Source organism: Chryseobacterium subflavum (assembly GCF_055762745.1).
In genome coordinates, this window is the sequence record NZ_JBVTMR010000001.1 from 582,241 (window position 1) to 600,445 (window position 18,205).

At 34.6% G+C, this 18,205-nt stretch carries 13 protein-coding genes; 7 read left to right on the top strand and 6 right to left on the bottom strand.

The genetic code is table 11. The features are described 5' to 3' along the window. Nucleotides 1-384: 384 nt before the first annotated feature. Complete coding sequence (locus AC0INN_RS02640) at nt 385-2,919, top strand: phosphoenolpyruvate carboxylase (RefSeq protein WP_273647532.1); 2,535 nt, start codon at nt 385-387, stop codon at nt 2,917-2,919. Nucleotides 2,920-2,987: 68 nt separating this feature from the next. On the opposite strand, the gene AC0INN_RS02645 is transcribed toward AC0INN_RS02640, so the two are convergent. After that, complete coding sequence (locus AC0INN_RS02645; protein WP_306611549.1) at nt 2,988-4,592, bottom strand: S8/S53 family peptidase; 1,605 nt, start codon at nt 4,590-4,592, stop codon at nt 2,988-2,990. Between the two features lie 86 nt (nt 4,593-4,678). Between AC0INN_RS02645 and AC0INN_RS02650 the strand changes: the two genes are divergently transcribed. From AC0INN_RS02650 to AC0INN_RS02660, 3 genes are all read left to right on the top strand, one after another. After that, the gene (locus AC0INN_RS02650) at nt 4,679-5,803 is read left to right on the top strand and encodes a DegT/DnrJ/EryC1/StrS family aminotransferase (RefSeq protein ID WP_306611551.1); all 1,125 of its coding nucleotides are present in this window, start codon (nt 4,679-4,681) and stop codon (nt 5,801-5,803) included. 484 nt (nt 5,804-6,287) lie between these two features. Then, entirely contained in the window at nt 6,288-7,310 is a 1,023-nt protein-coding gene (gene galE / locus AC0INN_RS02655) for a UDP-glucose 4-epimerase GalE (RefSeq protein WP_273647535.1), read from the top strand. A gap of 80 nt (nt 7,311-7,390) precedes the next feature. Continuing rightward, nucleotides 7,391-7,837 carry an adenylyltransferase/cytidyltransferase family protein gene (locus AC0INN_RS02660; RefSeq protein WP_273647536.1) on the top strand — a complete coding sequence of 149 codons (447 nt, stop codon included), beginning with the start codon at nt 7,391-7,393 and terminating at the stop codon, nt 7,835-7,837. 35 nt (nt 7,838-7,872) lie between these two features. On the opposite strand, the gene AC0INN_RS02665 is transcribed toward AC0INN_RS02660, so the two are convergent. The 5 genes from AC0INN_RS02665 to pnuC all read right to left on the bottom strand — a co-directional run bounded on the left by AC0INN_RS02665 (nt 7,873) and on the right by pnuC (nt 13,780). Beyond that, nucleotides 7,873-10,392 carry a TonB-dependent receptor domain-containing protein gene (locus AC0INN_RS02665; RefSeq protein WP_273647537.1) on the bottom strand — a complete coding sequence of 840 codons (2,520 nt, stop codon included), beginning with the start codon at nt 10,390-10,392 and terminating at the stop codon, nt 7,873-7,875. A 168-nt stretch (nt 10,393-10,560) separates the two neighbouring features. Continuing rightward, complete coding sequence (gene mltG / locus AC0INN_RS02670) at nt 10,561-11,586, bottom strand: endolytic transglycosylase MltG (RefSeq protein ID WP_273647538.1); 1,026 nt, start codon at nt 11,584-11,586, stop codon at nt 10,561-10,563. A 33-nt stretch (nt 11,587-11,619) separates the two neighbouring features. Next, entirely contained in the window at nt 11,620-12,387 is a 768-nt protein-coding gene (gene dapF / locus AC0INN_RS02675) for a diaminopimelate epimerase (RefSeq protein WP_306611555.1), read from the bottom strand. A 92-nt stretch (nt 12,388-12,479) separates the two neighbouring features. Beyond that, complete coding sequence (locus tag AC0INN_RS02680) at nt 12,480-13,106, bottom strand: hypothetical protein (protein ID WP_273647539.1); 627 nt, start codon at nt 13,104-13,106, stop codon at nt 12,480-12,482. Next, nucleotides 13,103-13,780, bottom strand: coding sequence for a nicotinamide riboside transporter PnuC (pnuC, locus tag AC0INN_RS02685; RefSeq protein ID WP_273647540.1), 678 nt, complete (start codon nt 13,778-13,780; stop codon nt 13,103-13,105). Before pnuC ends, AC0INN_RS02680 begins: the two co-directional genes overlap by 4 nt. 177 nt (nt 13,781-13,957) lie before the next feature. Between pnuC and AC0INN_RS02690 the strand changes: the two genes are divergently transcribed. The 3 genes from AC0INN_RS02690 to hemN all read left to right on the top strand — a co-directional run bounded on the left by AC0INN_RS02690 (nt 13,958) and on the right by hemN (nt 18,203). Beyond that, nucleotides 13,958-15,487 carry an APC family permease gene (locus tag AC0INN_RS02690; RefSeq protein WP_273647541.1) on the top strand — a complete coding sequence of 510 codons (1,530 nt, stop codon included), beginning with the start codon at nt 13,958-13,960 and terminating at the stop codon, nt 15,485-15,487. A gap of 74 nt (nt 15,488-15,561) precedes the next feature. After that, entirely contained in the window at nt 15,562-16,572 is a 1,011-nt protein-coding gene (locus AC0INN_RS02695) for a glycosyl hydrolase (protein ID WP_306611558.1), read from the top strand. A gap of 272 nt (nt 16,573-16,844) precedes the next feature. Beyond that, nucleotides 16,845-18,203, top strand: coding sequence for an oxygen-independent coproporphyrinogen III oxidase (gene hemN, locus AC0INN_RS02700; protein WP_172277832.1), 1,359 nt, complete (start codon nt 16,845-16,847; stop codon nt 18,201-18,203). Nucleotides 18,204-18,205: the final 2 nt, after the last annotated feature.

Genomic DNA, 18,205 nt, shown 5'->3' on the forward strand with positions numbered 1-18,205 from the left:
CCAAATAGTAGCTTTTAAAACAATTATAATAGTTTGAATTAAAAAAATCAAAGTGAGAATAGCATGAAATGAATTGCTTTTTTTTCTAAAAATTAAAGTAAAAATTAAATGGATAATTGTTGTTAAGTATAAAATAGCATATCCTATTAGATCTCCCAATCCCCAACCAAAAGAAATGTGTTTGTAAAATGTTCCTAATAAAGAAATAATAATTAAAAAAAATAAGAATAATTTAGTTGAATCTTTTCCAAAGATAGTTCATGGTTAATTTATGTGTTTATTCTGCAAAAGTATTTATAAAATTAATATTATTTTTTTGCATTTTGGTCTTAATTTTTGTCATTTGTCAATTAAATTAATTTCAAAATCGCTTACATTTGTTATATGATACATGACCAACGCGCAGAGAAATTCAGGCAGATTGTAGAAAATAAATTCCAGATCTACAATTCATTATTTATGAGTTTGCCTTATGATAAAATGACCAATATCGGGATGTTACTCCCATTTTTATACGAAGAAAGCAAAAACGGTTACGAGGCCGGAAAGACCCCTGAAGAAATCGTAGAGGAGTTTTTTAAAAGCCATACCGACCTGCATACTGAGGAACAGAAACTGGAATTGCTTTTTAAAATCATACAATATATCGAAAGGCAGGTAGTTTTATTTGACAGTATTGAAGATGCTGCCTTTCCGAATCTACATTCGGAGAGCGATAATGGAACGGTAACCAATCTTTTTGAGCGCTCCCAGCAGGATCATAAACTTGAAAAAGTTCGTGAAAAGTTGAGGGATTTTACAGTAAAGGTTGTGTTCACCGCTCACCCTACACAATTTTATCCAAGTTCTGTACAGAGGATCATTCAGGATTTAAGGTCAGCGATTACCACTGATTCTGTTACCAATATTGATATGCTTCTTCAGCAGCTGGGAAAAACTCCTTTTGTTAATAAAGAAAAACCGACTCCTATTGATGAGGCATTGAGTATCATTTCCTATTTACGCTATGTGTATTACGATACCATTGGTGAATTGTTTACCAAGATCAGAAAAACATTCGGAAACGGACATTTTCATTTGCATGAAGATATCATACAGCTTGGTTTTTGGCCGGGAGGAGACCGGGATGGTAACCCTTTTGTAACGGCTGATGTTACCAAAAGAGTCGCTGAAGAACTTCGTTCTGCAATTTTAAAATCTTATTACAGCCATTTAAAATTTATCAGAAGACGTTTAAGTTTCAGAGGCGTGTCGGAAGTTTTACAACAGCTTAATGATGAATTGTATGCGGCTATTTTTAATAACCACAAAATTACCACTGAAGATATCCTGAAAAGGGCAGATGAAGCAGAACATTTTCTTATACGGGAACATAACTCATTATTTTTAGATCTTCTCGTGAATTTCAAAGACCGGGTTAAAATTTTCGGGACCCATTTCGCCACATTAGATATTCGTCAGGACAGCAGGATCCATCAGCAGGTTATAGATGAAGTTTTTGCAAAATTATATGGAGATAAGGAAGCTGATCATAATGAAAAATTCAACCGATTAATTCAGGATTTAAAAACAGTTAAGGCTGATGATTTTGAAGGCATTGTAAAGGATACTTTGCTTACTGTTTCAGAAGTTGCTGAAATTCAGCAATTGAATGGTATGAGAGGAATGAACCGTTATATTATATCCAATTCCGATGCTGTGAAAGATGTGATGAATGTATATGCATTTTTCAAAATTTGCGGTTATCAGGAAGAAAATATCAATATGGACATTGTTCCTTTGTTTGAAACCATGGAAGGGCTTGATAATGCTGAAAAGGTAATGAAAGAACTTTACGAAAATCCGGTTTATAAAAAACATCTTGAAAAAAGAGGTAATCAGCAGACCATTATGCTGGGCTTTTCCGATGGAACAAAGGACGGTGGGTATTTAAAGGCCAACTGGGAGATTTACAAGGCTAAAGAAGTTCTTACTAAACTTTCCGAACAAAGGGGGATCAAAGTCGTATTTTTTGATGGAAGGGGAGGACCTCCGGCCAGAGGAGGGGGCAAGACCCATGATTTTTATGCTTCTCAGGGAAATACCATTGCCAATAATAAAATTGAGCTAACCATTCAGGGACAGACTATAACCAGTATTTTTGGAAATAAAGAGCAGGCAAAATACAATTTTGAGCAACTATTAACGGCGGGAGTGGAAAACGATGTATTTAAAAACTCTAAAAAAGACCTTACTGAAAAAGAAAGAAAGCTGATCAGTGAGCTGGCAGAGATGAGTTATAAAAAGTATTCTGATCTGAAAGCACATCCGATGTTCGTTCCGTACTTGCAGGAAATGAGTACATTGGAATACTATGGTAAAACGAATATTGGAAGCCGTCCATCAAAACGAGGAAACGGGAACGAATTGAAATTCGAAGATCTAAGGGCTATTCCATTTGTGGGTTCGTGGTCCCAGCTGAAGCAGAATGTGCCGGGATTTTTTGGTTTTGGTTTTGCAATGGAGGAAATGAAAAAGCAGGGAAGGTTTGAAGAAGTAAGAGAATTATACAAAGGTTCGGACTTCTTTAAAACTTTAGTTTTAAACTCTATGATGAGTATGAATAAATCTTATTTCCCGCTTACTTACTATATTAAAAACAATCCGAAATTCGGAGCATTCTGGAATGTGCTCTTTGAAGAATATAACCTTTCAAAAGATATCATGCTTGAACTTACCGGATTTACCATGCTTCAGGAAGAAGATCCATTGTCAAGAAAATCTGTAAAGATCCGTGAAAAGATTGTATTGCCTTTGTTAAGCATCCAGCAATATGCTTTAATGAAGATCCAGAAAGGAGAAGGGAACAAAGAAGCTTATGAAAAGCTGGTAACAAGATCATTGTTTGGAAATATTAATGCGAGTAGGAACTCAGCTTAGCAAACGATCTCAAAACTATTATAATTAATCTCGTTATAACAAAGCCACTCAATTTGAGTGGACTTTGTTTATTCTTTTATAAATTTCTCATAATAAGATTTATCTTTTGTCTGAATCTTAAGGTAATAAGTACCTTTCGGAAAATGCTCAACTTTAATCGACTTTTGATGGTTGCTCCGGATGATGAGCCTACCCAGGTTATCATAAACTTCCAATGAAATAACATCTGCTTCTGATGCGACATTTAGAATGCTTTTTACAGGATTTGGAAATATAGTAACTTTTTGCTTTTTTACCGCTTCGGAAGTGTTTAAAGTTCCATTATAGAAGTTTCCGAAATTAAGAATCCCATAACCCATCTGATCTGTGTGGGAAGGATATAATGAGGCCGTTTGTCGTAATTTATTTTTCATCAGATCTCGGTTCATATTGGAAAAAGCCTGAATTAAGCAAGCTACTCCACCTGCAGCAATTGGTGTTGCGATTGAGGTTCCTGTAGCAGAAGTTATTGAATTATTGAAAACAGTAGCGGATGCAGTACCTCTTGTACTGCCGTCTGGCTTTATTACACCCAACGCATTAGGCCCGAAAGATGAAAATCCGGATGAGATTCCGGAAGAATCTACTGAGCCTATCGTAAACACCTGGGGATTATCTGCAGGAGTGCTGATGTAATGCCAGGGAAGCTGTCCCGAGTTTCCTGCTGCAATTAATACAAAAATACCTTTGGTTGTTGCAATCCCGGCGGCTCTGGCTATAAAAGATGTGCTTCCATTCATATCAGAATACTGATAATTATATCGTGTATCATCAAATGTGGTATATCCCAGAGATGTAGTAATAAGGTCGACCCCTTTTCTATCAGCTTCCTCTGCTGCTTCAATCCAGTATAATTCTTCTTCAGGAATTTCTACAAGGGAATTTTCGCTGCGGTAAAGATAGAAATCAGCATCAGGTGCCGAACCAACGAATATATCCTGAATATAACCTCCAATTGCACCTAAAACAACAGAGCCATGGACATTGAGTGAGGGGTTATAAATATCATTCGTTTTAGTGACAAAATCAAATCCTCCTTTAATTTTATTATTGGTCCATAATCTGGCAAAAGCAGAGCCTGTGTTTACTGTCGGAAATCCGGTGTCTATAACTGCGATGGCTACACCATTTCCCGTAAAGCCTGCAAGATGAAGAGGTCTTAGATTGATCTGATCAATTTGTTCTGAGCCTGAACCATAATCAAATGTGGTCAGGTTTTTATTTGTATTGTCAAAATTTTCCCATTTATTAGGGTTGGTCTGTTTGGTCCCTGCAGAAGCATTTCTTGCAAAACTTTCTACCGACTGGACATAGGGTTGTGACTGAAGTGTTGCAATCTGGGCTGAAGTAGCATTTACGGCTACTCCGTTAAGCCATTTTGAGTAATCGGTAACTGTAAAACCAAGGTTTTGGATATTCTGAATATAAGATTGCTCAATGGGAGCATCCTGATCATTCAGGGGAATTCCCAAAGCCGTGCGTCTGTTCAATGATTTCTGGCTAAGCTCAGAAAGGGGATTAGCATAAAATGCTGACTTATTAGGCTTATCAGTGAAATACACGAATACCAGTGCTGTTTGTGCAAAAGCCAGAGAGTAACCGGTTAAGAAACAAAAGAGTAGAGTTTTCTTCATGGAGTTATTTTGTATAAAGGTAAAACAAAATCAATAAAATTTTTGAATGGATTTTAAATTCCTTATTTTTACGGAAATATTTATTTATGAAAAAAATTCAGATGGTTGACTTGCAAAGTCAGTATTACAAGATAAAGAATGATGTAGATAATGCAGTATTAAATGTAATGGATTCTGCGGCTTTTATAAACGGCCCAGAAGTGAAGTCCTTCCAGAATGAATTGGAATCTTATTTAGACGTAAAGCATGTTATTCCTTGTGCAAACGGAACTGATGCTTTACAGATTGCTTTGATGGCTTTAGACCTTAAAGAAGGAGATGAGGTGATCACTGCTGATTTTACTTTTGCAGCTACTGTAGAAGTTATTCATTTATTGAAACTTAAATCTGTTTTGGTAGATGTAGATTACGATACATTCACAATTTCTACGGAACAGATTAAAAAAGCAATTACTCCGAGAACGAAAGCGATCATTCCCGTACACATTTTCGGACAATGTGCTAATATGGAAGAAATTCTGAAAATTGCTGAAGAGAATAACTTATTCGTTATTGAAGACAATGCGCAAGCAATTGGTTCAGACTATACGTTTTCCGATGGAACTGTAAAACAGGCAGGTACGATGTCTACGGTAGGTACCACTTCATTCTTTCCTTCTAAAAATTTAGGTTGCTATGGAGACGGAGGAGCTATCTTTACCAATAACGATGAACTGGCACACCGTTTAAGAGGAATTGTTAATCATGGAATGTATGAAAGGTACTATCATGATGAAGTAGGAGTGAACTCTCGCTTAGACAGTATTCAGGCTGCTATTTTAAGGAAAAAACTTCCTAATCTTGATTCCTATAATGAAGCGAGAAGAAAAGCTGCTGATTATTACGATGAGGCTTTTGCAGGAAACCCAAACATATTAACACCAAAAAGAGCCGAAAACACAACCCACGTATTTCATCAGTATACTTTAAGAATAGTAAACGGAAAACGTAATGAGTTACAAAAATTCCTTGCAGAAAAAGAAATTCCTGCGATGATCTATTATCCGGTAGCATTAAGAAAGCAAAAAGCTTATTTCCAGGAAAGTAATGATGCAGATTTTGTAAATACGGATAAATTATTGGATCAGGTGATTTCTCTTCCGATGCATACAGAATTGGATGAAGAACAGTTGAAGTATATTACGGATGCTGTGCTTGAATTTATGGGATAGAATGAAAAAAAGATTATTTAAATATAAGTGGTTAAATGCTCTTGTAATTGTATTCAATTTTTGTATACTTTTTATATTTGGTTTTGCCACTTTTGATGTTTATAATCTTTTTAAAAGTGAGTCTGATAGCATTTCCAGTGGAAAATATTTTGCGCTGTTGATCTTAGCATTTGGCTTTTTATTTAGCTTTATAAGCTTAATCCTGGTTTTGTTAAAATTATCGAAAAGTTTATTTTTTTTTAAACTTATTTTACGGACTTCTTATTGTAATGTTTTTAGGGGTTTTGACTACTGTGTTTATACAAGAATTTGGTAAGATGGAAGAAGATATTCCTTTATTTGAATATGTAATGTTGTTTGGATTTATTTGTATTACAACATGGCTGATCATACTAATTAACAAGTACAGATATAACGAGGTAAAATGTGATAACATTGAATTTATAGGACAAAAAGAAGAATAAAAATCAAAATATAAACATAAATGGCAATACTCGTAACCGGAGGTCTTGGATATATAGGTTCCCATACCGTAGTGGAATTACTTAATAATAACTTTGATGTTGTTATTGTAGATGATTTGTCTAACTCTGAAAGATTTATTTTAAATAATATAGAAGAGATTACCGGAAAGAAACCTGTTTTTTATCCCTTTGATCTAAAAAGAAAGGAGCTTTTAAGTCAGGTTTTTGATGCTCATCAAATTGACGGATGTATCAACTTTGCTGCTTCTAAGGCAGTTGGCGAAAGTCAGGTTATACCTGTTGATTATTATGAGAATAATTTATTTTCTCTGATCAATATTCTTCAGGAATTTAAAAAGAGAGATCTCTCTAATTTTATTTTCAGTTCTTCGTGTACGGTTTACGGGCAGGCGGATGTAATGCCCATTGATGAAAATACCCCATTAAAAATGCCGGAGAGTGTTTATGGTAAAACTAAACAAATGGGTGAAGAGATCCTTAAAGATTTTGCCAATGCATATAAAAGAAAGATTTCCTTATTAAGATATTTCAATCCTATTGGAGCACATCCTTCGGGTAAATTAGGCGAATTGCCTATTGGAGTTCCAAATAATCTTATTCCTTATGTGATGCAGACGGCAGCAGGAATTCGTGAAAAATTAAATATTTGGGGGAATGATTACGACACGGAGGACGGAACACCAATCCGCGATTACATTTATGTTGTTGATCTTGCTAAGGCTCATGTTGCAGCATTAAAAAAATTAATGTCAGATTCTAGTACCAATACCGTTATTGATATTTATAATTTAGGAACCGGAAAAGGATTCTCAGTTTTAGAAGTGGTGAATGCTTTTGAAATGGCAAATGATGTAAAGGTTGCTTATCAGATCTGTGATAGAAGAGAGGGAGATATTACGGTTGCATATGCCAATGCTGACAAAGCTGAACGTGAGCTGGGGTGGAAGGCTGAAACCAGTTTGCAGGAGTCATTAAAAACAGTTTGGGAATGGCAAAAATACCTGAACTCAAGAAATTTATAATAAATGATTAATAAAATATTTCTCTATGAAAGGAATTGAATAAAAGATTTCTATCTTAGCGAAGTTTTAAATAGACTAATATGAAAACAGAAAGAATCGGGATTACATTCTCTTCATTTGACTTACTTCATGCAGGACATATAAAAATGTTAGAAGAAGCAAAAACCGTTTGCGATTATCTGATTGTAGGTTTACAGATTGACCCCTCCCATGATCGCCCTAATAAAAATAAGCCTACTCAGACCATTGTAGAAAGATATATTCAGCTTAAGGCAGTGAGTGCTGTAGATGAAATCATTCCTTACTATACAGAAGAAGATCTGGAAGACATTTTGAAATCTTTTGTAATAGACGTAAGAATTATCGGAGACGATTATATGGACCGTGATTTTACAGGAAAAAAATACTGCGAGCAAAAAGGAATAGAAATTTATTATAATAAAAGGGACCACCGGTTTTCCTCCAGCGATTTAAGAAAAAGAATTTTCGAAGCGGAGAAAAGCAAAGTACCCGTAAATGCAAAATAAAAAAATCCCGATTAATAATCGGGATTTTTTTTGTATTACATTGGACCACCTTGATCGTCGTCTCCTCCTGCATTAGAATTAATATCTTTTTTTCTTTTCTGTTGTTCTACTTTTTCTCCTTGTTTGAATCTGTATGTAAGAGAGATTGAAAATTGTCTTGGTTGCCATTGCATGTACATTTCTCTTGTATAATTGGGTCCAAAATTTGTTACTTGTCTTGCTCTAGTATTGAATATATCTTGAATATTAAATGCAATTGTTCCATTTCCTTTCCAAATAGTTTTGGTTGCTCCTAAGTTAAAAAAGTAAATAGATTTTGTCTCCTGACTTGCATTTTTTTGTGCGCCTCGGAAATTTCCTTGAACTTGAATACTAAATGTTTTATCTAACTTGAACGTATTGGCTAATCTGGCTCTGCTCGAAAATCCAGTACCATCATAAGACTGGATGAAATTACCATCTATAAAAAGATCTCCCTTAGTTTTATATCCGAATAGGTCCACGTTCCCCATTATTTTCCACCAGGCAAAAGGATCATAAGTACCATTTAAATCTAAACCATATCGATCTTCTGATCCAACATTAAATGGAGTAGAAGTAAATGAACCAGGATCAGCAAGGTTTTGAATGATAGCAAATTGTACGTTGTCTTTCTCCTTTCTATAATATAACGTTGGGTTAATGGTTACTTTACTTTTTGATAAGTTGTATCCCAGTTCAAAAGAGTCAATATATGAAGGGTTTAAATCTGGATTTCCTTGAAACAAGTTTCTAACATCACTAGGCGACGGAATAGGAATCATAAAAAATGATCTTGGCCTATCTATTCTTCTGGAATAGTTTAATAAGATTTGATTGTTTTTGGCTATGTCATAGCTTAAGAAAATACTAGGGAAAAGATTATTATAGTTTTTCTTTTTATTTAAAATAACATCAGTATTTACATCAGGAGTTTGCGGATTTCTATATGGATAAGAAAAGTTTATATTTGAAATCTCATCTCTTAATCCAACTTGATAGCTGAATGCTCCCATCTTACTTTTGAATTGTGCATAAAAAGCATTAAATGTTTCAGTGTAATTAGATAATCCTGTAAATCGGCCCATTACAGTAGGAGGTTGGGTTTGTGATAATTGATTTTGAGCAAAATAATCATAATCATTATCATTGTGATCTAATTTGTATCCAGCATTAAATGTTGAATGCTCACCAATGGGCAATTCATAGTCTAATTTTCCTACTAATGATTTATTTAATGTCTTCACTTTTGTATTTGTAAAAGAGCTAAAAATATCATTGGTAGTTGCTGTAATATCAGAATTATTATTGGATTGATTTCGTTGTAAGCTTACGGATAAAGAAATATTTTGACCTTTATCGTCAAATTTATGATCAATTCCAAAGTCCCCTTGCATACCGGTGTTGGTATTAGCTCCAATAGAATTTCTTGTTGAAAATACGCTACTGCCATTTCTGTTTGTATCAATGTAATTTATAGGATTATCATTGGTATTGTCAAACGTTCTAATCGTTCCACTTAAATTAATCGAGGTCTTGGGTGAAATATCATATACTACTCCAGCTGTTGCATTGTAATTATTTGATTTGGTTTTATTTTCGCTGTTTTGATATGCTGATAGAAGGTCTCCTGAAGTATAATTTGTAGTACTTCTATTTTTATTTTTACCTTCTTGATATCCGCCGCCGCCATTTAAAAACCAATTCCAATTACCTTTCTTCCAACTAAGATTTACATTAAGATTTGTTTTTGGAAGATACCCTAAAGTTCCAATTACACTACCATTAAATCCTAATTTATTATTTTTTTTAAGTATGATGTTTAAAATACCTGCTGTACCTGAAGCATCATATTTTGCTGATGGATTAGTAATTACCTCAATCCTATCAATTTGATCAGCTGGAATTGCTTGCAGGGCATTTGCACCGTCATCAATACCTAATAATGCTGACGGTTTTCCATTAATCAAAAATCTTACATTAGAGCTCCCTCTCATGCTTACAGTTCCATCAGGATCTACGGATACAGATGGTACGTTTTGTAATACATCCTGTAAATTTCCACCAATAGAAGTTAAATCACTTTTTACATCATAAGTTTTTTTATCTAATTCAACCTTATAGGGCTTTGTTGCTTGTACCGTAATCGTTACACCCTGTATATCTCCCGTTTTAAGGTTGGTTGCACTTTTTTCAGGCTCAATGGATAAGGCGCCGATATTTCCCGCAGCTGCAATTTGTTTATTAACTACACTTTTTTTGTAATCAATTGCTTCAACGGTGATGTCGTAATTCCCGGGAGCAAGATCAAGTTTATACTGTCCTTTTTCATCAGTAAGAGCAGCATCACTCAGTAATTTATTTTCTTTATTGCTGAAGGTGACTGAGGCATAAGGAACAGGTTGATTGTTTTTACTAACAATTGTCCCTGATATAGCTGCTTTTTCCTGTCCGAAAGCAAATGCTGCCGCCGAAAGAACAAAAGTAAGCCCTAAGGTTTTTTTTGTAAAAAGGTTAATAATTTCCGTGTGATTCATAAGGTATTGTTTGTGTAAAATCGTGAAGGGATAACTCCTAATATTATGAAATTATTAATGGGTTAAATTTCAAAATATTACGATTAATTTATTGTTTGTAATAGATATGTCGCTTTTTAAGGCCGGATGTTAATTATGAAATTGTTAAAATAAAGTTAAATTTGCTTTTTATTTTATATTTTTTGAATTAAGCCAGTTTTGATAAGCTTTTGCATTGATTGCATGCTCTTCAGCACTTGCCGTGAATTTGTGATAGCCAAACCTTGCCGGATCAGCGCACATATATATATAATTGTTGTTTTCTGCGTTAAGTATTGCGTCTACAGAGTTCTTATCTACAATACATATCGGGCCGGGAGGAATACCGGGATTAGCATATGTATTGTATGGAGAGGGTGTAGACAGATGTTTATATAAAACCCTTTTGATTGGCTCTTTAAAATTTGTCTGCTTATTAATAGCATAGATCACCGTAGGATCAGATTGTAATTTCATTCCTTTTCTGTATCGGTTTAAATATAGTCCTGCGATAGTTTTCATTTCATCTTTTTTTCCACCGGATTCTTTATAGACAATAGAGGCAAGTGCATAAATCTGATCTCTTGTTAGCCCGGACTGCTGTTCTTTGTTTTTTCTTTCACTTGTCCAGAAACCATTATATTGATCCTCAAATCTTTTAAAAAAATCTTTAGGACTTACTGTCCAGAAAAAGTTATATGAATCGATAAAAAAATACTTTTTCAGGTCTTCGGCGCTGGTATATCCTTTTTCAGTTGCAATGGTATTAAAATCTTTTACAAATCTGAGTGAATCCAGCTCCGTTTTTTTTGTGACTTTACCGATCATTTGATACATATCACCAAAATCTCCTATTCTAAAGGTATTCTCAGTCTGGTTTCCCGCTTTGATCATATTGACAATATTCGTATTTCCTGTTCCATTCTGGATGTGGTAACGACCCGGTTTGAGATGTTGTTCCAGATCCTTATCCTTTGCTACTCTTTCAAACGACTCTTTATTTTGTATATACGGTCCGATAGAATCAAGAACCTGCTTAAAGCTTGCTCCATGAGGGATTAAAACATATCCTTCTTTTTCTACGTTGTTACCGTAATATGTATTATAAAATCTTAACCCAAAAAATCCTGCTACCGCTACAACAAGCAGTATGATAATGAGAATAGTTTTTTTCATTATTTAATAGTTGATTAAAAGTTGTCTTTTTTTTTAAACCAAGTCAACCTTACCTCTAAAAACTTGTTTTGCCGGTCCTTCCAACCAGATATTCTGGAAAGAATTTCCGTTTTTTTCAGCATACACTTTAAGGTTTCCACCTAAAGTTTTAACTTTTACAGAGATTAGATTGTTTTTTTGTAGAAAGGTTAAAGCAGATGCAGTAACTCCTGTTCCACAACTGTATGTTTCATCCTCAACGCCTCGTTCATAGGTTCTTACGAAAATTTCATCATCGGTAATTTTTTCAACAAAATTGACGTTGATACCTTTTTCTTTATAGTTTTCTGAATTTCTGATTTCGTTTCCTTCTGCAAAAACATTGTAGGTAACCAAATCTTCGACGTATTTTACATAATGTGGAGATCCGGTATCCATTACAGAATCTGCTCCGTCATTGGAAATGTCGGTAACATCGATCATTTTTAATTTGATGATACCATTATGGATTTCTGCTTCATGTTCTCCATCTATAGCAATAAATTTACATTTGGCTTCAAAGATATCAAGGAAAAAAGCAAACGCAACAAGACATCTACCACCGTTTCCACACATGGTACTTTCTCCACCATCGGAATTGTAATACACCATTTTGAAATCATACTTTTCATCATTTTCTAAAAGAATAAGACCATCCGCTCCAATTCCAAAACGTCGGTCGCAAAGCTTTTCGATAATTGCTTTGTCTTTTGGAAATTGCAGATCTCTGTTATCTACCATTACGAAATCGTTTCCAGTGCCTTGATATTTATAAAATTCCATACTTTCTTTACATTAAAATAAACAAACAAAATTAGTATATTAAAATAAAAAACGGGCAGTAAATACTGCCCGTTTTTTATTATTTAGAATGATTATCTTCTGAATCCGCTTCCGCCTGATCGATTAGAGTTATCTTGCTGAGTATTATTACTTCTAAATCCACTTCCGTTATTTGTATTTATTGGACTATTAGAGTTGGATGAACTGTTACTTCTGAAACCGCTGTTATTTTGAGGTCTTTGAGTATTTTGCTGAGGAACATTTCTATATCCGCTGCCCTGATTACTCTGACTATTGGAGTTGTTATTTCTGAAACCGCTATTTCCGTTGTTTCTGTTATTATATCCGTTATTGTTATTGTAATTACTATTGTTATAATTACTGTTATTGGTACGTGTATTTTGCAATCCGTTATTAGGTCTCTGAGAAGTAATTGTAGAGCTTCTTCTTTCTACATAAACCCTTCTTCTGTTATTATTGTTCCCATAGTAATAATAAGGAGCACCATTATCGTAATAATAATTGATATCATTTCTATAGTAATATCCATCATTGCCATAATATCCGCCACTTCCGTAGTATCCTGATGGAGCATAATAATAACCGTTATTATAATATGGATCTCCATAACCACCAGCATATCCGTCAGAATATGCCAAACAAGAAGTTAAACTAACTATAGTGAAAAAACTAAACGTTAATTTTAATAAATTTTTCATGACTTTATCTTTCTTTTTTCTTTATAACTTTTTTTCCATTTGACGAATCCTATGATCGCCATTATAGTAAATACCAAATATTGAACCGAAGTGATTCCAAGTCCTTTAAAAATCATCATAGGCATGCAAATAAAATCTCCGATGATCCAGAAAATCCAGTTCTCAATGCGTTGTTTGGCCATAAACCACATTCCTACTAAAAATATGGATGTGGTAAATACATCAAGCCAATTTACCCAATCAAGATGATACAATCCTAAATTAGCACCTGTCATGGAAAAATGATTATCTATGTAAGGTTTGTAATAATATATAAAAGTAACGAGTAATAAACTAACTGCAAACAGGATGCTGGCAAAGATCCATTCTTTTTTGGTTGCCCATGAAACTTCCACATGAACATTATCTTCTGAATTTTTTGCCCATAAAATCCATCCGTAAACACTCATAGCAGTGTAGTAGATGTTGATCATACAATCGCCCAGCAATCCGAAGTTAAAAAGAATATAAACATAAATAAGGGTCGAAATAATACCAGTGGGGTATACCCAAATATTTTTTTTGATGGAGAAATAGACACTGAGGATGCCGAAAAAAGTTCCTGCGCTTTCCAGCATAATTTGTAAGGTTGTATAGTCTTCATACGGTTTTACAAAGAGGTCATATAGATTCATATGTTCAAATGTGTTCAAAAATAAGCAAAAATTCAATATTGATGAAAAATGAGTTGAATGGTATGTTAATCAGTTTTTTATATCCTTAAATATAAATTTAATAATGAAAGTTTGTCAATAATTGTTAGTATTTGTAAATTTTTTATACTTTCGTAAATCTTAAATAAACAATAAAATATGTCAAAAATTTGGGTTAAGAAACCAATGAGCGCTTATGAAGCTGATATTAAGAAAAGTGAGCTGAAACGCGTTTTAGGAAAATGGAGTCTTACAGCTATTGGAATCGGAGCAATTATCGGAGGAGGAATTTTTGTACTTACCGGGACAGGAGCTTATTATAATGCAGGTCCTGCATTAGCACTTTCCTTTGTAATTGCAGGAATTGCCTGTGTATTTGCAGCTTTATGTTATGCTGAATTTGCTTCCATACTTCCTGTAGAAGGTTCGGCTTATGCTTATGCTTATGGAACAGTAGGGGAAATTTTTGCCTGGATTATCGGGTGGGGATTGATTTTAGAATATGCAATGGGATCTATGACGGTCGCCGTATCCTGGTCCGGTTATTTTGGAAAACTCCTTAAAATGTTCGGATTGCATTTGCCTACATGGCTTACTACTGACCCCCAGACTTATTGGGCAGCCGGAAATTCCGGTTTTTCTATGAACTTACCTGCATTTTTGATTGTATTATTTGTTATATCTATTTTGGTGAGAGGAACAAAGGGAGCTGCAAAAGCGAATAACTTTATTGTAATGCTTAAAGTATCAGCAATCATTTTTGTTATTATTGCCGGTATTTTCTTTATCAATACGGATAACTGGGTTCCTTTCATTCCTGAAGCGACTACTATTACTGAAAATGGGGTTTCCCATTCTGCGTATGGTATAGGAGGGGTTGTTGCTGGAGCTTCTGCAATTTTCTTTGCTTATGTAGGATTCGATGCGGTGTCGACTCAGGCAGGAGAGGCAATCAATCCTAAAAAAGATGTTCCTTTTGCTATTATTGCTTCTTTGATCATTTGTACACTTTTATATATATTGGTGTCTCTTGTATTAACGGGTATGATGCATTATACGGATTTCAATCCTTTAGGGAAATATCCTGATGCGATCAAAGCTCCTGTTGCCTATGCATTTGATATTGCTGGTCAAGCCTGGGCTGGTTACATCATTACAATTGCAGCAACTGTTGGATTGATTTCAGTATTGATGGTAATGATCATGGGACAATCAAGAATTTTCCTTGGAATGTCTAAAGATGGATTGATCCCAGCAACTTTTTCAAAAGTAAATCCAAAAACAGGAGTGCCAACCAAGAACTTAATTATCTTGGGAATTTTAATTTCTGTAGTTGCCTCTTTAACACCGATCAATGATCTTGCTCACATGACGAGCTTCGGGACTTTATTTGCTTTCACTATGGTTTGTGTAGCTGTTTGGGTGTTGAGGGTTAAAGAACCTAATCTGCAGAGAAACTTTAAAGTTCCGGCATTGCCATTAATCGCTTGTCTTGGAATTTTAATTAATGTTTATCTGATTTTTAATTTAAGTAGAGAGGCTAAAATGTATTCTTTCGCATGGTTGATCATCGGATTTATTATTTACTTCCTTTATAGTAAAAGAAATTCCAAATTACAAAACGGAGGATATGGAGAAACCTTTAAAGCGGAACAAGAGCCACTGGAAAAACCTGATCTAGATTTGTAAGAATAAAAATAAAAATAAAAAATCCACAGAATGTTGTGGATTTTTTATTTTTGTCTTCACCAAATTAAATTTTTATGAAAAATATTCTAGCATGTGTATTTTGTTTTTTGGGAATATTGACATTTTCCCAGGAAGTAAACATGGAAACAATTTTTAATGATAAAATTAGCATAAGAGCGCTCCAGGTCTGGGATCATAAAATCTGGTATGCGGGTACGGATTCCAAATTTGGTTTTGTTGATCTTAAAAATTTTAAAAATCAAAAACAGATTTCATTATCGGATCAGAAGTTAGAGTTCAGAACATTGGCTCAGAACAATAATGATTTTTATGCTATTAATGTTGGAAGTCCTGCTTATTTCTTTAAAATTGATAAAAAGGATATGCAGTCAAAAACAGTGTATAAGGATACGGTGAAAACTGCATTTTATGATGCTTTACACTTTGTGGATGATCATCTTGCTTTTACTTTCAGTGATTCGGATTTAAGTAATCGCCTTAAATTGGTTGCTTTTAAAAATGGGAAATGGGATTTGCTAAAGAATGAAATTTCATTAAACAGTGGGGAAGCAGCTTTTGCAGCAAGTAATACAAACATTGCTTCAACTAAAAAATACATGTGGATCGCAACAGGAGGTAAAGCTTCCCGAATTCTGAGGTTAGATCTTAAAACGGAGAAGTTTGATGTTTTTACTACACCATTTATTCAGGGTGAGCCATCGCAGGGAATGTATTCTATAGATTTTTATGATGACCGGTTTGGAGTTGCAGTCGGAGGAGATTATACCAAACAGAAAGAGAACATCAATAACATAGCGACGACTAATGACGGGGGAAAAACCTGGCAGATTCAGGCGTCAGGTGCGAACGCAGGCTATACTACCTGTGTAAAAATTAGACCGGGATCCAAAGGAAAAGAAATGATAGCAGTAGGAGATCAGCATATCAGTTATTCTTCAGATTTTGGAAAAACTTGGAGGAAAATTTCTGATGAAAAAAACTTATACGTGTGTGAGTGGATTGATCAAAATTCCGTTGCCTTTGCGGGTAAAGACAAGATCCAGCTGATGAAATTAAAATTTTAAATTTTTGGTATAGAGGATATCTGTAGTTTTATTACCCATTATTATTTTCTTCGGTATACCTTTGAGTGATTTTGGATACAATTAGGTTATTGAATATTTTAAGGCTTTATTTTTTGTATTTAGAGCCTGTGAAGGGTATTTAGACTGATTATAAATTTCGAAAACAAACCCTAATATAATTCATGATTTAAAATTCATAAGTTATAGCTAATTTTGCAGAATGAAATTCTTATGTGAATTTTATTCAATTTATAAAAATTTAAAATTTTTAGATGAACTCTTTAATCGATAAATATAATATTCCCGGACCACGTTACACGTCTTATCCTACTGTTCCATATTGGGACGAAAGCACCTTTTCTCCTGAAAAATGGAAGGAGAGTGTGGTAAGATCTTTCCATGAAAGTAACTCAGGTGAGGGAATTTCTATTTATATCCATTTGCCGTTTTGTGAAGCATTATGTACTTTCTGTGCATGTCATAAACGTATTACAAAGCAGCATAGTGTTGAAACACCTTATCTTGAAAGTGTTTTGAAAGAGTGGAAGCTTTATCTTGAACTTTTTGATGAAAAACCTAAATTAAAAGAACTTCATTTAGGAGGGGGAACGCCTACTTTTTTTTCTCCTAAGAATTTAAAGACATTACTGGAAGGAATATTTGCTACTGTAGATATTGCAGAACATCCCGAGTTTTCATTTGAAGGACATCCCAATAATACAACAAGAGAGCATCTTCAGACTTTGTATGATCTTGGCTTCCGACGAGTAAGTTTCGGCGTGCAGGATTACGATCCGAAAGTTCAGAAAGCAATCAACAGGATACAGCCTTTTGAAAAAGTAAAGGAAGTAACCGAATTAGCCCGTGAGATAGGATATGGAGGAATAAGCCACGATTTGGTTTTTGGGCTGCCTCACCAGCATTGGGATGCAATGGAATACACGATTCGTAAAACACTGGAACTGAAGCCTGACAGGCTGGCTTTTTATTCCTATGCGCATGTTCCGTGGGTAAAAGGAGTAGGACAGAGAGGTTTTGATGAAAATGACCTGCCAAGCGGAGAGGAAAAAAGAAAACTCTACGAAGATGGTAAAAGCTTATTGCAGGAACTGGGATATATAGAGGTTGGGATGGATCATTTTGCCCTGGAGCATGATGACCTTTATCAGTCTTTAATTCAGAAAAAGCTGCATAGGAATTTTATGGGATATACTTCAAGCAAAACGCAATTGATGGTGGGACTTGGAATGTCTTCAATTTCAGATTCCTGGTATGCTTTCGCTCAAAATGTAAAAACGGTTGAAGAATACCAGAAAATCGTTGAAGAAGGAGAGATCCCGGTGGTAAAGGGTCACATCCTTAATCATGAAGATTTAATTGTAAGAAGACATATTTTGAACCTTATGTGTCAGCTGGAAACGACATGGGATATCCAAAACTCTTTCCCGGAACTGGAAAATGCTTTGGAGATGCTTAAGGAAATGGAAAGAGATGAACTGGTTGAAATCAGAGATCATCAGATCAAGATTACAGAAAAGGGAAGAGCGTTTACAAGAAATGTAGCCATGGTGTTTGATCTTAGAATGATGCGAAATAAACCTGAAACCAGGATTTTCTCTATGACTATTTAATA